11 protein-coding genes are annotated in these 14,572 nt (G+C 69.7%); 6 read left to right on the top strand and 5 right to left on the bottom strand.

The features are described 5' to 3' along the window. The 4 genes from IT371_10165 to IT371_10150 form a co-directional block, all read right to left on the bottom strand. A partial coding sequence (locus IT371_10165) for a cobalamin-independent methionine synthase II family protein (GenBank protein ID MCC6748012.1) occupies positions 1 to 1,053 on the bottom strand: 1,053 nt, incomplete at its 3' end. Beyond that, positions 1,050 to 1,805, bottom strand: a complete 756-nt coding sequence (locus IT371_10160; GenBank protein ID MCC6748011.1) for a phosphocholine cytidylyltransferase family protein — start codon at positions 1,803 to 1,805, stop codon at positions 1,050 to 1,052. The genes IT371_10165 and IT371_10160, both read right to left, overlap by 4 nt. A 66-nt stretch (positions 1,806 to 1,871) precedes the next feature. Then, on the bottom strand, positions 1,872 to 2,879 hold the full coding sequence (locus IT371_10155) for a hypothetical protein (protein ID MCC6748010.1): 1,008 nt from the start codon (positions 2,877 to 2,879) through the stop codon (positions 1,872 to 1,874). 179 nt (positions 2,880 to 3,058) lie between these two features. Beyond that, positions 3,059 to 4,594 carry a tetratricopeptide repeat protein gene (locus IT371_10150; GenBank protein ID MCC6748009.1) on the bottom strand — a complete coding sequence of 512 codons (1,536 nt, stop codon included), beginning with the start codon at positions 4,592 to 4,594 and terminating at the stop codon, positions 3,059 to 3,061. A 198-nt stretch (positions 4,595 to 4,792) separates the two neighbouring features. Here IT371_10150 and IT371_10145 point away from each other — a divergent pair, with 198 nt between their 5' ends. Genes IT371_10145 through IT371_10125 form a run of 5 tightly spaced genes read left to right on the top strand, consistent with a single transcriptional unit; the run spans position 4,793 to position 12,231 of the window. Beyond that, on the top strand, positions 4,793 to 6,010 hold the full coding sequence (locus IT371_10145; GenBank protein MCC6748008.1) for a response regulator: 1,218 nt from the start codon (positions 4,793 to 4,795) through the stop codon (positions 6,008 to 6,010). After that, on the top strand, positions 6,010 to 7,188 hold the full coding sequence (locus IT371_10140) for a hypothetical protein (GenBank protein ID MCC6748007.1): 1,179 nt from the start codon (positions 6,010 to 6,012) through the stop codon (positions 7,186 to 7,188). The genes IT371_10145 and IT371_10140 overlap by 1 nt, the downstream gene beginning before the upstream one ends. Positions 7,189 to 7,223: 35 nt before the next feature. Beyond that, complete coding sequence (locus IT371_10135; protein ID MCC6748006.1) at positions 7,224 to 8,693, top strand: hypothetical protein; 1,470 nt, start codon at positions 7,224 to 7,226, stop codon at positions 8,691 to 8,693. Then, positions 8,690 to 11,344, top strand: a complete 2,655-nt coding sequence (locus IT371_10130; protein MCC6748005.1) for a response regulator — start codon at positions 8,690 to 8,692, stop codon at positions 11,342 to 11,344. Before IT371_10135 ends, IT371_10130 begins: the two co-directional genes overlap by 4 nt. 38 nt (positions 11,345 to 11,382) lie before the next feature. After that, positions 11,383 to 12,231 carry an SDR family oxidoreductase gene (locus IT371_10125; protein ID MCC6748004.1) on the top strand — a complete coding sequence of 283 codons (849 nt, stop codon included), beginning with the start codon at positions 11,383 to 11,385 and terminating at the stop codon, positions 12,229 to 12,231. A gap of 55 nt (positions 12,232 to 12,286) precedes the next feature. On the opposite strand, the gene IT371_10120 is transcribed toward IT371_10125, so the two are convergent. Beyond that, on the bottom strand, positions 12,287 to 13,615 hold the full coding sequence (locus IT371_10120; GenBank protein MCC6748003.1) for a hypothetical protein: 1,329 nt from the start codon (positions 13,613 to 13,615) through the stop codon (positions 12,287 to 12,289). Between the two features lie 317 nt (positions 13,616 to 13,932). Between IT371_10120 and IT371_10115 the strand changes: the two genes are divergently transcribed. After that, positions 13,933 to 14,572: hypothetical protein (locus IT371_10115; protein MCC6748002.1), on the top strand; the 640-nt coding region annotated here is incomplete at its 3' end.

The raw sequence follows: 14,572 nt of genomic DNA, 5'->3' as shown, positions 1-14,572 counted from the left end.
GCCGTGCCGCTCCCGCAGCAGGGCCGCGGCGCGCGCCTCGTGCTGCAGCTTCGCGTACGCCTCGTCGATGGGGATCTCGGCCGCGTTCCCGGGCGCGAAGCCGCAATCCGGGTTGAGCACCACCTGCTCCGGCCGCAGGTGCGCGAGCGCCTGCTCCACGCGCGCGACGATCTGCTCCACGCTGTCCACTACGGCGCCGCGACAATCGACGCAGCCGAGCCCAACCTGGCGATCCTCGGGGAGCTCGCGCAGAACGGAGAGGTCCCCGGCCACGGGGATCGTGAACTCGAGCACGTACTGCTCCACCTCGAGCCGCTTCAGCGCGGGCAGGATCGGGTCGTAGCCCCCGCTGCCGACCCACCCCGCGCGCCCCTTGTTGCGCCGACAGAGGTGGATCGCCCGCGTCACTCCCGTCACTCCGCCGAGGACGCCGTTCACCAGCTCGACGCAGAGGTCCACCTCCCGATCCGGGTCGGGATAGCGGGCCCTCACGCTCGCGTCGACGAACAGACAGAGGTGCGGGTCGTCGAGCTGGACGATGTCTGCCCCCGCGTCCCTGAGCGCCACGAGCTCGTCGCGCAGGATGGGCACCAGCGCCTCCATGAAGGCCTCGCGCGTCGGGTAGGCCTCGCGCGAGCGCGCCTCGTCCCACATGCGCTGCCCGAGGAGGTACGGCGACGGCAGCGCCACCTTGATCTGCCGCCGGGTGCGCGCCCGCAGGTAGCGCGCCTCCGCCGCCGCCAGCCCGGGCCGCACGACCTTGAGCGGCGCCACGACCGTGTGCCACCAGACGCCATCGCGGCGTTCGAGCAGAAAGCCGTCGCACACGTCGGCGATGATCCCGATGTACGAACGCCGGCGGTACTCACCGTCGGAGATCACGTCCAGGCCGGCCATCTCCTGCAGCGCCACGACATAGTCCACCGCCGCGTCGAGGGCCTGCCGCAGCGCCACGGGGTCCTTCGGCGCACGCTCCGGGTCGAGCAGGTCGCGCACGAACTGGGAGCGCGGCATGCTCCCCACGATCGACGCGCGAAAGAGCGGCGCGCTCATGGCCGCCCCCACTCGGTGCAGGCGAGGTGGTAGTCCTGGGTGGTGTCGATCTCCATGTAGCCTCCCGCGGTCTCGAGCAGGTGCATCGCCACCCCCGCGTCGAGCATCTCCTGCAGCAGATCGATGAGGTACGCCTTGCGGAAGCTCGCCGCCCCCTGAAACGGGCCCTCGCCGTAGCGCTCGCTCGCCCGGCGATAGTGCTCCTTGAGAAGCGCCGCCCCCTCGGCGGTGAAGCGCGCCACGCCGATGTACTCGCCGCGCGCGTGCTCGCTCGGGATCGTCCGGCCGAGGCGTACCACCCGCTCCTCGTCGGCGGTCATCTTCTCGGCGTCGTGCTCGGGGTGCTCCGTCCGCCCCTCGTAGCGCCGGCGCCAGGCCGTGTCGCAGACCAGCGTGATCGGATAGGGGCTCTGCACCAGCCGCTCGACGATCTCCGGCCGGTACAGAATATCCGCATAGCTGCAGACGAAGCCGTCATCCATGTGCTCCTCGGCGTACATCAGGGAGCGCATGATGTTGTTGTTGGGCCAGTCGTCGTTGTGACAGAAGGTGAAGTGCGGATAGTCCCGCTGCACCTGGTCGATGCAATAGCCGCCGATGAAGACCACGCGCTCGAGGCCGCCGGCCTCCAGCGCCTCCAGGCCCCAATCGAGCAGTCGCCGCCCGCCCACAGCGGCATAGCACTTCGGCATATCTGCCGTATAGGGCATGAGGCGCCGACCGCGCCCCGCTCCGATGATGATGGCTCTCATGCGTCCCTTCGCTCCGTGGTGAAGACTCTACCACGCGGCGAGGGTGCAGCTGGGGCGAGAGACCCGCTACTTTATTTTGCAGGTCACGGCGGTAAACCCGAGGCCGATCGAGATGGCGTCCGGCGTGTTGTCGCCGTCGGTGTCGATGTCCGGCACGAAGAAGGTCGTCACCAGCGGGTTCGTCGAGAACTCGTTGGCGTCGATCGTCTTGTCGTTATTCGTGTCGAACATGCTCCCGAGCTGGCTCTTCGTGTTCGCGTCCTTGGAGTTCTTGTAGACGTCGTCGATGATCGACGCGACCGCCGGAAGCACCTTGGCCGTGATCTCGGACTTCGGGATGGCCCCACCGATCACTCCGTCGACGATGCCGGTCGCGGAGACCTTCCCCTCGATGCGCGCGAGCCGTACCTCGACGATCGGAGGCGCGCCCTTGGAGATCGGCAGCGGGATCTTCATCGTGCTCGGCCCGACGTCGAGCTTGCTCGCCGAGATGCTGCCCCGCAGCATGGGATTGCTCGCGGTCACCGGGTCGATCAGGAACTCCTCCGACCCCGAGTAGTTGTCCGCCGCGTTACCGTCCTGGTCCTTGCCCTGGAAGGAGTAGACCGCCGCCTTCGGGGAGGCGTTGAGCGCGTCGGCCAGCACGCGGAAGAGCATGATCATCGTGCCGTCTTTGAGCTTCGCGTCGATGATGGTCTTCGGATCGAGCTCCGTCACGAGCCCGCCGATAGTCGCGAAGATCGCCCCGACGGCGTTGTCCTTGGTGCCGTTACCGTCCAGGTCCAGCCCGTACTTCTGCACGTCGGGCGAGGAGGACGGCACGATGAGCGTGTTGACCACCGTCTCGAGCGCCACGGGGGGCGGCGTGCCGAAGTCCGCGACGGGGCGCGCGTCGGCCTTGGGCTTGCTGTCGGCCTTGGGCCCCAGGTCTGCGGTCGAGCCGACGTCCGACACCGCGCTATCGGCGACACCCGCGTCGGCCGTGACCGTGGAGCTATCCGTCTTGGTCGGGCTGCTGCTGCAGCCCGCCGCAAGCACCGCAGCCAGAATGATCGAACCAGTTCTACGCAGCATAAGCACCTCCTTCTGCCAAGCTCTTCAAGTTCTGGGCCAAGCGGGGGCTCCCCCGCGTGTCCGCCTTTATCGACGAATTCCACGGGGAAGGGAAGAGGCACCGGCCAGTCGGCCCGCCACCTGACCGAGCTCCGCAGCCAGCGGGCGTGGGCCCCGCTCGTTCCGGGTCGCGCCCTGACTTACCGCAGCGCGGCGGAGATCCTGCGCTTGAGACCGTGCAGCCCGGCGTGCCCCGGATGGCGGCGCAGACCCGCCTCGGTGATCGCGAGCACCGCGGGCCGCGTCTCCCCGTCGAGCCAGGCGCCTACGGTGAGCACCCACTCGACCCACTCCTCATAGGCCACCCGGCCAGCTCCCGCTCCCAGATGCTCCCGCCAGAGCGCGAGGGCCTCCTTGCGTCGACCGGCGCGAAAGAGCTGGCGCGTGACGCGCTGGCGGTACCGGCCGGAGGGGTCGTCGAGCTTGAGCAGCGCCGCGTAGGCGAGCTTCGCCCCCGCACCGTCCCCGTGCTGCTCGAGCGCCGCGGCGAGGAGCTCGAGCGCGTCGCCGTCCTTGCGATACCGCGCCAGCCCGTCGCGCAGCGCCCGCTGCGCCCTGGCGAGCTGCCCCGCCGCCACCAGCAGCGCCGCGTGCTCGAGGAGGTGCCGCGGCTCCGACGGCTCTCGTCGCGCGAGTTCGAGCGCCTGGGCCGCAGCCTCGCTCGGCCTTCCGAGCCGCACGAGCAGGAGCATGAGCCTCGACCGCGCCAGCCCGTCGCCGGGCGCCTGCGCGAGGTACCGAAGGTAGTAGCCAGCCGCCGGCTCGAGCTTCCCCTCCTCGACGCTCCGGCGCGCGAGCACCTGCAGCGCCGCGAGGTTCTTCGGATTGCCCTTCAGCATGCGCAGCGCCGCCCGCGAGAGCTCAACGAACGCCCCACGCCGCTCGTAGTTCTTGAGGATGCGCTGTTCGAGCTCACGGTGGGCCCACTCCCCGGCCGTGGCGTACCGCAGGGCCTCCTCGTAGTGCCGCACCGCCTCGTCGAAACGCTCGAGCTGCTCCTCGATCCCCCCGAGGTCGCGCAGCACCTGACACCGGAGCGCCCCGTCTCGCCCCACCACCTTCAACGCCCCCTCGAGCTCGGTCACCGCCTCGTCGATCGTCCCCGCCGCCTCGAGCAGGCGCGCGAGGTGGAGCCGGGGCTGCACCTCCCGCGGGGCGAACTCCACGAGCCGCCGCTGGCCCGCCACCGCCAGCTTGAGGTCCCGCCGGGCCAAGGCCAGTCGCACCACGAGCTCGAGGGCGGCCGCGTCCTTGCTCGGACGCCGCGGCAGATCTCTGAGCAGCGCCAGCGCCTCCTTCTCGCGGCCGAGGTGTACGAGCTCCTCTCCGACCCAGCCGAGCAGCGACGGCGCCGTCCGCCCGGCCGCGAGCGCCCGACGAAACGCGGCCAGCGCGGCTGCCTCCCGCCCGCGTCGCGCCCAGAGACGTCCTTCCACGAACGCGGCCTGCCAGCTCCGCAGCGCCCGGCCTCGCTCGGCGGCCCAGCGCGTCGCCCGGTCTAGACCCACTTCGTCCACGAGAGCCTGCAGGCCCTCGTCGCTGTCGGGGGCCTTGAAGAGCGCCTCCAGCAGCCGTCGTCCCCGCGCCTCCCCGTCGTGACGCACCGCCCACGGGTCCGCCGCAGCCACCGGCGCCACGCCCGTGACCAGAGCGGCCAGGATCAGAGCCCGAGTCACTCGCCACCGTGCTCCGGAGCGGACCATCACCCTACCTCCCGAGCGGGTGATACGCGCCCCGGCCCCGCCGCCTTGCCAACCGTGCCGCCGCAGCCCACCCAGCCGAGGCGCGGCGCGGGGGGACTGGAGTCGCCACCCCACGCGAAATCCTCGCCGTTTTGTGGCGCGGCCCGAAACCTTGCGAGTATCATCCGACCAATGGCGTCCGTATCTCTGAAGGACGCGCTGCGGGAGCTGGATCTGCACGAGCTCCCTGTGCGGCGCGTAATGATCGTCGACGACGAACGGGAGATCCTGGAGGTGCTCACCGCACTCCTCGAGGAGCGCTGGGAGGTCTTCGCCGCCGAGAGCGGAGCCGAGGCCCTGGCCATGCTCGACGCCGTCGGCGGAGTGGACGTGGTCATCGCCGACCAGCGCATGCCGGGCATGCTGGGCGTCGAGCTCCTGTCGCGCATCGCGGAGAGCCACCCGACGATCGTGCGCATCGTCCTCACGGGCTTCAGCGACATCGAGCCGATGCTCGACGCGATCAACAGCGGCGAGGTCTACCGCTTTCTCCTCAAGCCCTTCGACCCGAACGAGATTCGCGCCGTGGTAGCCGACGCCATGGAGCTCAAGGCCACCTCGACCGCGCTCGCACTGCTCGTGCAGGCGCTGGAGGGGCGCAACGAGTCGCTGCGCGAGACCCACCGCGAGCTCCGCCACGCGCAGGAACAGCTCGTCCGCGCCGAACGCCTCTCGACGCTCGGCCGCATCACCGCCGGAGTGGCGCACGACCTGCGCAACCAGCTCACGATCATGTCCCTCATCCTGCAGACCGTGCAGGATCGCACCGAGAACCCGGAGCTCGTGGACTCGGCGCACAAATCGTGGGCCGCCATCAACGCGCTCCTCGAGCTCCTGCACCACATCAACGCCTTCGCGCGCGCCGGACAGACGCCGATTCAGCGCCAGCCCGTCTCGGTGAAGACCATCTGCAACGACGCCCTCGGGCTCTTCGCCATGGAGGAGCTCGGCCGCGGCAAGGACGTGCGGCTCGAGATGCAGGGCGCGCCGGCCTCCGTCGAAGTGGACCTGAGCGCTACCGAGCAGGCGCTCCTCGCGCTGCTGCGGAACGCCGCGCAGGCCCACGTGGGCGCCGCCGCACCGATCCACCTCAAGGTCACCGAGCCGCCGCAGGGAGGGATCTGTTTCGAGATTCACGACGAGGGGCGCGGCGTCGACCCGGGCCTCAAAGATCGCGTGATGGAGCCGTTCGTGAGCGGGCTGACTCCGCCCGGACTCGGGCTGGGGCTTCCCATCGCGAACCTCGTCGCCGAAGCCCATGGGGGGCGGGTGGAGCTGCAGAGTACCCCGGGCCGGGGCACGGTAGCTCGCCTGTGGCTGGGCCGCGCGTCCCCCCACGGGAGGTCCTGATGGAGCTCACGGAAGACACCCCGCTCGCCGAATTCGTCTCCCGCTACCCGGTGCCGCTGCGCCTCTGGATGGCCCCCGCCGCGCGTGACGCCGTCGGGAGCAGCCTGGCCCAGGACCTCGGCCTCGGCGCCGAGCTCCACGCCGTACCGTCGGACCTGGACGACAGCCTGCGTGGCCCCGCCGTCCTGCTGCTCACCCCGCAGGATTTCGGCGGCCCCCATCGCATGCGCCTCCTGCGCCTCCTCGAGATGGCCCGGCCCGGCCGTCCGGTGGTCTACGGCGGTAATCGCGACAAGGACGTGCTCCTCGAGGCGATCAACACCTGGCGCGTCTTCCGGCTCGTGCCCGACCGCGCCCCCATCTCCTTCGTGGCCGACGCGATCCGCAAGGCCTACCAGGCCGAGCAGACCGACTACGCGCTGGCTTGCGCCGTCGAGGAATACCGCGGCGAGACGCGGCGGCTGCAGTCGGCGCTGACCCAGCTCAAGCAGACCCAGGACCGCCTGCTGCAGGCCGAGCGACTCTCCACGATCGGCCGGATCACCGGGACGCTCATGGGCCGCCTCGGGGGCAGCCTGGCGCAGCTCAGCCACGTCGAGCGGCTGGCCGCGGCGCAGCCCGCGGACCCGGACCTCTCCACGCTCATGGGGCACGCCACCGACGGCGTCCACGCCCTCGAGGTGATGCTCGGGGATCTGCTCGCCTTCGCCGAGGGGCGGCCCGAGTCGTTCGCTCCCGTCGCCGTGGACGTGGACCAGCTCGTGGCGCGCACCGTGGAGCTCGCGCGCTTCGACCCCCTGGCCCGGGAGCGCAAGGTCGAGGTCCACCTGGGCGGGGCGGGATCTCTCCCCCTGGACCGGTATCGCATCGTACAGGTTCTGCTGAACCTGCTGCGCAACGCCTTTCAGGCCACCCGGCCGGGGGACCGCGTCGCCATCCGCACCGCGCGTCAGGACCGTACGGTAGAGATTGCCGTCGAGGACGCCGGCTGTGGTATGACTGACGAGGTGCGACAGAAACTGTTTACGCCTTTCTTCACCACGCGTGCGGGGGACGGACTGGGGCTCGGGTTGAAGGTGAGCAAGGCCACGGTGGAACGTCACGGCGGCAGTATGGAGTGCGAGAGCGCTCCTGGACGGGGGACTTGCTTCCGTATACGGCTGCCGCTGGTTACTTAAGAGCCCGAGGTTCGACCTCATCGAGGGAAGCAGGGATGGTTCGCTCCTACGAAGAACTCGTGGGCGGGCTGGGGCGCGCGGTGAATTTCCGCGCCCAGCGCGTCCTGGTCAAAGAACTCCTCAGCTACAACGCCGCCAAGCTGATCATCGGCGGCGAGGAGTACACGCTCCGCGACCTGTCGATGAACGGGCTCTCCTTCTTCGCGCCGAAGGACTCGACGGACTGGGTCATCGACGCGGTGCCCGAGATCACCGTGCTCGTGCACGACCTGCCGGCCTACCGCGGACCGGCGCGCGTGGCCCGCACGGAGCGCACGCCGCGGCGCCTGCTCGTCGGCCTGCAGCTCGTGAAGGGCTTCCTCGACCTGCCGGACATCCAGCGCAAGAACGAGGAGCAGAAGCTCAAGAAGGACCTGTCCGACGGTCCCGACCTGGTGCGCAAGCACGTCCCCCCCGCCTATCGCGACGCGGTCGAGCACGCCGTGCACTTCCTCCAGTACTACCGGCGGTGCCTGGTGCATCACGAGGAGCGCTACGCCGAGCTCGGCGAAGGCGGCCAGCTCGGCATCGAGCAGATGATCCGCAAGGCTCTGCGCGCGATCCGCGGCCCGTGGAACGAGTTCACGCGCTCGGCGGCGAAGATCGCCTACCCGCACTTCGGTGACCCCGAGGTGCGCAAGGCGATGAAGGAGTACACCGAGGCCATGATCACGCCGCTGCTCATGGGCGTGCCGGTGCTCCATCGCGCCTATAGCAAGCCGCTCGGCTACCCCGGCGACTACCAAACGATGATGTACATCTACCGCAACGGGCTCGAGGGGGCCAACGCCTTCGACAAGGTGATGAACAAGCTCTCCTGCGAGGAGCCGCTCGCCGCCGGCGTGCGCACCCGCAAGGACGTGATGCTCAAGATCCACGAGGAGGAGCACGAGCGCTTCCTCGCCACCCGCTCCTCCGAGGACACCTTCCGCGTGAGCAGCCTCGGGGCGGGACCGGCGCGCGAGGTGCTGGAGTTCGTCACCGCGCGCGGCGTCTGGCCCAAGCACATCCACTGGACGCTCATCGACCAGGAGGAGGAGGCGCTCTCCCTCGCCTACCACGACATCTATCGCGAGATCGCCGGCGCCAGCGCGCCCGGCACGCTGCGCTGCATGTTCATGTCGTTCGTGCAGTTCCTCACCGACCCGCACTCCATGCTGGCCGACGAGCCGCAGCACCTCATCTACTCGGTCGGCCTCTTCGACTACCTCACCGAGCGCCGCGCCCAGTTCCTCATCCGGAACCTCTACGAAAAGCTCGTCCCGGGCGGGCTCCTGACCATCGGCAACGCGCTCGGCCCGAACTTCCACGCCTGGACCACCGAGTACGTCCTCGACTGGACGCTGGTCTACCGCAGCGAGTCCGACATGCTCGAGCTGGCCAAGAAGATCCCCGACCCGGCCGAGGTGAAGGTCATCCCCGAGCCCTCCGGGGGCTACTACATGTTGCTCATCCGGAAGCCATGACCGAGGTCGCGGACCTCGCGCTCTTCCTCCAGGTCGTCCGCCGCAAGAACGCCGCTTCTCTCCGGTGGGTCGCCCTCCTGGTGGCCCTGCTCGTGCCGCTCTTCTGGCTCCTCGACTGGTTCGTCATCCCCCAGCACGTCTACCGCACGCTCTTTCTACGCGGCGCCAGCAGCGTGTACGCCATCGCGCTGCTCGTGGCCGTCGGGACGCACCGCGCCTGGGTCGAGCGACACGTCAACCTGCTCGGCTTCACGCTCACCCTGCTCCTCGGCTGGTCCATCGCCATGATGTGCTGGCTGCACCAGGGCTACGAGTCGCCCTACTACGCGGGGATGATCCTCGTCATCATCGGCGTCGGCTTCTTCTTCACCTGGAACTGGCGGCTGCACGGGCTGTTCAACCTGCTCCTCTACGGCTTCTACATGGCCCCGGTCCTCGTCGGGCGGCTGCACGTCTCGCAGTTCAGCGTGGCGCTCGGCAACCAGTTCTTCCTGCTCAGCACGATGGTCATCACCATGGCCTCGCTCCAGGTGCGCTACGGGCTCGAGCTGCGCGAGTTCGCCAACCGCCAGAGCCTGGAGAAGACCAAGGGCTCGCTGGAGCAGGCCCTCGGACGCCTCACCGACCTCGACCGCCTCAAGAGCCAGTTCTTCTCGAACGTGACGCACGAGCTGCGCACCCCGCTGACCATGATCCTCTCCCCGGTGGAGAGCATGCTCGACGGAGACCTCGGGACCTTCGACCCCACGCAGCGGAGCTACCTGGAGACCGTCAAGCGCAACGCGCTGAAGCTGCTGAAGCTGATCAACGACCTCCTCGACCTGGCGAAGATCGAGGAGCGCTTCATGCGCCTACGGCTCGACCGGACCGACCTACACGCGCTCCTCTCGGAGACGGTCGAGTACGCGCGTCCCCTGGCCCAGCGCAAGGGGATCGAGCTCGCGCTCGCGCTCGAGGCCAAGCCGGAGGACCTGCACGTCGACCAGGAGAAGATGGAGCGCGTGGTGGTGAACCTCGTCTCGAACGCGCTCAAGTTCACGGGCACGGGGGGCAAAGTCACGATCCGCCTCGCCGAGTCAAGCGACGAGATCCACCTCGCCGTGAGCGACACCGGCGTCGGCATCCCCGAGGACAAGCGCGAGGCGATCTTCGAGCGCTTCGCCCAGGCCGACGGGTCGGTCACGCGGCGCTACGGCGGCTCCGGGATCGGCCTCGCCTTCGCGCGCGAGATCGCCGTGCTCCACGGCGGTCGGATCGACGTGGAGAGCGAGGTCGGACGGGGGAGCACCTTCACCCTCTGCCTCAAGCCCGGGACGGCTCACATCCCGCCGCAGGCCATCGACCGACGACGCCGCAACACGCCGACCGACAGCACGCGGCGCCGCGAGGACCGCGAACCGCTCGAGTGGACGCTGCAGCTCCAGGAGCGAAAGGACTACCGCTTCCTGCAGCTCGAGGAGGCCACCGAGCGGCGGATCGTGCGCGACCGCGGAGACGAGCCCAGGGCGACCAAGGTCCTCGTGGTCGAGGACAACGTGGAGGTGCTGCGCTTTTTGCACCTGCAGCTCCAGGGAGAGCACGCGGTCTACCTGGCGCAGGACGGCAAGCAGGGCCTCGAGCTCGCGCGCCGCGAACGCCCGGACGTGATCGTCACCGACTTCATGATGCCCGAGATGGACGGACGCTCGATGATCGCCGCGCTCCGCAGCGAGAAGGAGATGGCCGCCACCCCGGTGGTGATGCTCACGGCCAAGAACCAGCTCGAGGACCGCCTCCAGGCGCACGAGGCCGGGGCGGACGTCTACCTGGCCAAGCCCTTCAGCCCCGAGGAGCTCCGCGCCACGGTGCGCAAGCTCCTCGCGCGTCGCGGACGCGAGGCGGCCACCGTGCTCCAGGCGCAGACGAAGAGCCTCGAGATCGTAAGCGCCGGGCTGGCCCACGAGATCCACAACCCGCTCTCGTACATCAAGGGGGGCTACTTCGTCATCGACGAGGCCCTGAAGCGCATCGACGAGGCGCTGAAGAAGGAGGGACTCTCCGACGAGGAGCGGCAGCAGCGCGTGGCGAAGGCCCGCTCGAGCGCGGAGCGCATGCGCACCAGCGTCGAGCGCGGCATCGAACGCATCGAACAGGTCGTGGCGCTCGTCCGGCGGTACGCCCGCGAAGGCTACCCGAACGAGCCCACCGATATCTCCCTCGATGCGGCGGTCCGCGACGTGGTCAAGCTCGTGGCGCCACGCGACGCGCGCCACGTCGAGCTCGCCGTCGAGCTCGCGTGCCCCGAGGCGACGGTGCGCTGCGTCCCGGAGGAGATGCACCAGGTCATTCGCAACCTCACCCAGAACGCCCTCGACGCGGTCGGCGACGGGGGCAAGGTCGTCGTGCGCACGCGACGCGCCGGCGAGCGCGTGGTGCTCGAAGTGAGCGACGACGGGCCGGGGATCCCGCGCGAGCTCCTCACGCGCATCTTCACCCCCTTCTTCACCACCAAGGCGCCGGGGAAGGGGATGGGCCTCGGGCTCGCCATCGTGCACCAGGTCGTGACCCAGGCCGGCGGCACCATCGTGGCCGAGAGCGAGGCCGGGCACGGTACGACCTTCCGCGTGGAGCTCCCCGCGCCGTCATTGCCCAGCTCCGCCCTTCCGTGCTAGCCCGGTACCTCACAGCTCTGCTCAAAGGACGGTGCGGCATGGATTGGTACCGAGGAAAGCGGGTCTTCATCACGGGCGGGTCGAGCGGCATAGGCAAGGCCACGGCAAAACTCCTCGCGCAGGCGGGGGCGAACGTCATCATCGGCGCCCGGGGCGAACAGCGCCTGCACGAGGCGCTCGAGGAGCTGAACGCGGTTCCAACGCCGGGGGGACAGACCTTCGGCACGGTCACGCTCGACGTGGCGGACCTCGCGTCGGTCGAGCGGGCGGCAACCGAGGTCAAGCGGCGGCTCGGCGGACTCGACATCCTGATCAACAACGCGGGGCAGGCGCACCCGGGCTACGTGCAGGACGTCTCACCCGAGGTCTACGAGACGATGATGCGCGTGAACTACTTCGGCCCGGTCTGGGTCACGCGCGCCTTCCTCCCCACCTTCATGGAGCAGCGAAGCGGCCACATCGCCAACGTGGCCTCGCTCCTCGGCTACATGGGGATCTTCGGCTACAGCGCCTACGCCGCGAGCAAGTTCGCCATCGTGGGTTTCTCGGACTGCCTGAGGCAGGATCTGCTCCCGTACGGGGTGGGGGTCTCGGTCCTCTTCCCGCCGGATACGGACACCCCCCAGCTCGCCGAGGAGAACCGCTTCAAGCCGGCCGAGACGAAGGCCATCGCGGGCAACGTGAAGGTCATGAGCGCCGAGGCCGTGGCGAAGGAGCTCCTCGACGGCATGGCGGCCGGCAAGTACCACATCCTTCCGGGCTTCGACAACAAGATGACCTACTTCCTCTACCGCCACTTCCCCTGGCTGGTGCGGTGGAAGATCGACGGCGACCTCAGGAAGTACCGCAAGAAGAACGGTGGCACGCAGGTCAGCGCGGGGAACTAGTCACGCCGGAGCGGCCGGCGAGGAGGGGGATGGCCCGCGGCGAAGCGGACCAGGCTCAGTGGGGGGCGTCCGGGGCGTGGATGTAGTTCGGGGGCAAGCACTTCGGGTCCAGCCGCACGAGCTGGCAAACCAGATCGTCGGCGAAACGGTCGAGCGCGTCGGGCGCGGGGAGCGTCTGGCTGGCCGGCAGGCTCTTCAGCGCCGCCAGGAGCTCGGAGCGACGCATGCTGCCGAGGCGCACCGACGTCGGTAGCAGCGGGTAGCGCTGGCGCAAGGCCGCGAGGTCGACCTCGTGGTCTCGCACCCAGTTCTCCTGGATCTCCTTGAAGAGGCGCACGGCGAGCCCCACGTCGCGGTACCAGAGGTCCATCGTCGACGGCACGGCCCCGACGCTCGCCAGCGCGTCGATGTAGTCGTGCGCCGCGAGGTAGAAGTCGCGGAGCACGCCGTCCGAGGCGGACGGATACCAGGGGCGCTTGCGAACGTCCGACTCGACCCCGCGGCCGCGGTAGTAGTTCCAGAACTGGGGCATCAGGGTGCGGCGCCGGTCGTAGGCCAGCTGCGGCGCGGGGACGGCGGCCTTCGCCCCGTAGACCCCCTGTCCGGCGGCGTCGAAGATCTTGTAGGCCCCGTAGGGGTAGTCCTGGTTCACGAGCACGCGCAGCAGGCGCGCCGCCTGCGCTGGCGTGCCGTCGCGGTAGTTCATGCGCACGGTCCAGAGCGCGTCGCGGAAGAAGCGTCCGGCGGGTCCGCCGAGGGGCGCGGAGTTGTTGAAGCCGGCGGCCACGATCAGCTTCGGAAAGACCTGCCGCTGTCGGGCGGCCACGCCCCCCCACTGGTCGAGGTAGATCTCCCGGCCGGCGTTGCAGCCGAGGAGCACGACGGCCCGCACGCGCTCCGCCACGCGCGGGAACCCGCGGGCCACCTCTTCGAGCACCACGGGGTAGTTCCAGGCGATCATCTCCTCCGCCGCGGGCCTTTGGCCCAGAAGCGCGGAGTCTCCCATGGCCCCCCAGAAGACGGGCCCGTTCGAGTGGCCGGTGATGGCCAGCGCGAAATCGGTCGTCCGCTCCTTCGCGCTGCCGGGCTCTCCCAGCTCCGCCTCGAGGTTGCTGAAGGCTGCCGTCACGGCCTCCTGGAAGCGCGCCGGGTCGAAGGCGAGGGGACGGGGGCGCACCTCGAAGCGCGTCTTGATCGCCGCGAGCAGGTCGGGGTCCTCCTCGATCTGGAGGACCAGCTCCAGGGTGCGGGGAGCGAGGCCGGCACCCGAGGCGGCACGGGTCGCGTCCCCCGTCGGAGGGTCGGCCTCGGGACCGCAGCCGGACGAGCCAGCCCAGGCCCATGACAGCACGAACAGGGCGAGCAGGCGCTCCCGGCGGTACATCGTGGCTTCACCTTGCAGTTGTGACGGCGTGGCCCGATGCACGCCCGGTGCCAGGCTATAGGCGAACGACGACCATAGGTTAGACCGGAGGCGGGCGTCGGTTCTCGGAGGGCAGACCTGCGAGGTGACCGGCTCTGCGCCTGGCGGCGGCCCGTCTACACGCCGCCGCGACGGGAGGGTGCTACCACCCCCACTTGGGGGTGCGAACCCACAGCATCGGCTGTCACAGTGCGGGGGTGTATCTTAAATACGCGTTACATTCAATATGCTTAAGGTTACACGCGCCGCGGCCTATCCCTTGCTGTGCCGTAACGGTCATGACTCGAGCCGCCTGCCCTGTGCTGGCCGTCCTGCTCTACGCGGGCTGCGGCGACGGCTTCCCGCGCGGCATCGACCCATCCAATCGACGAAGCCAGCCCGAGGTCGGCGCCGTCACGTCGGGTGACCGGAGCAACCGCCGCATCGTGGTGGAGGAGGCCCCGCCCGCGTCAGACGCGGACTCCGGACGGCTCGTGGATCCCCCGCTCCCCGTGGAGGAGCCGAACCCGCCGCCGAGCGAGCCTGGGACGACGCCGCCCGGCGCCCCTCCGCCCCCCGCCCCGTCGACGCCGCCCAGCTCGAGCACGCCCGGCAGCTGCGGGAATGCCTACGAGACGGAGGTGCTGAAGCTGGTCAACGAAGAACGGGCCAAGCAGAACCTCTCGGCGCTGACCTGCGACGCCGCCGCCGGGAAGGCCGCACGCGCCTACAGCCAGCAGATGTGCGATGAGAACTTTTTTTCCCACACGGGCCCGGACGGCTCCACGCCCGCGAGCCGGCTGAAGGCAGCTGGCGCGACCTACGTCGGAGCCGGAGAAAACATCGCCCTCGGCCAGCCCACCCCCGCGCAGGTGATGAAGTCGTGGATGACGAGCCCCGGACACCGCGCGAACATCCTCGGCCCGTTCACGCACCTCG

The organism is Deltaproteobacteria bacterium, from assembly GCA_020848905.1.
Lineage (GTDB): Bacteria > Myxococcota_A > Polyangia.
This window is presented reverse-complemented; position numbering and strand designations above follow the sequence as displayed.

Excerpts from the sequence above, each read along its gene's own strand:
- IT371_10135 (MCC6748006.1), top strand. The coding sequence starts at position 7,224 with ATGGTTCGCTCCTACGAAGAACTCGTGGGCGGGCTGGGGCGCGCGGTG.
- IT371_10155 (MCC6748010.1), bottom strand. The coding sequence starts at position 2,879 with ATGCTGCGTAGAACTGGTTCGATCATTCTGGCTGCGGTGCTTGCGGCG.
- IT371_10145 (MCC6748008.1), top strand. The coding sequence starts at position 4,793 with ATGGCGTCCGTATCTCTGAAGGACGCGCTGCGGGAGCTGGATCTGCAC.
- IT371_10130 (MCC6748005.1), top strand. The coding sequence starts at position 8,690 with ATGACCGAGGTCGCGGACCTCGCGCTCTTCCTCCAGGTCGTCCGCCGC.
- IT371_10160 (MCC6748011.1), bottom strand. The coding sequence starts at position 1,805 with ATGAGAGCCATCATCATCGGAGCGGGGCGCGGTCGGCGCCTCATGCCC.
- IT371_10140 (MCC6748007.1), top strand. The coding sequence starts at position 6,010 with ATGGAGCTCACGGAAGACACCCCGCTCGCCGAATTCGTCTCCCGCTAC.
- IT371_10125 (MCC6748004.1), top strand. The coding sequence starts at position 11,383 with ATGGATTGGTACCGAGGAAAGCGGGTCTTCATCACGGGCGGGTCGAGC.
- IT371_10120 (MCC6748003.1), bottom strand. The coding sequence starts at position 13,615 with ATGTACCGCCGGGAGCGCCTGCTCGCCCTGTTCGTGCTGTCATGGGCC.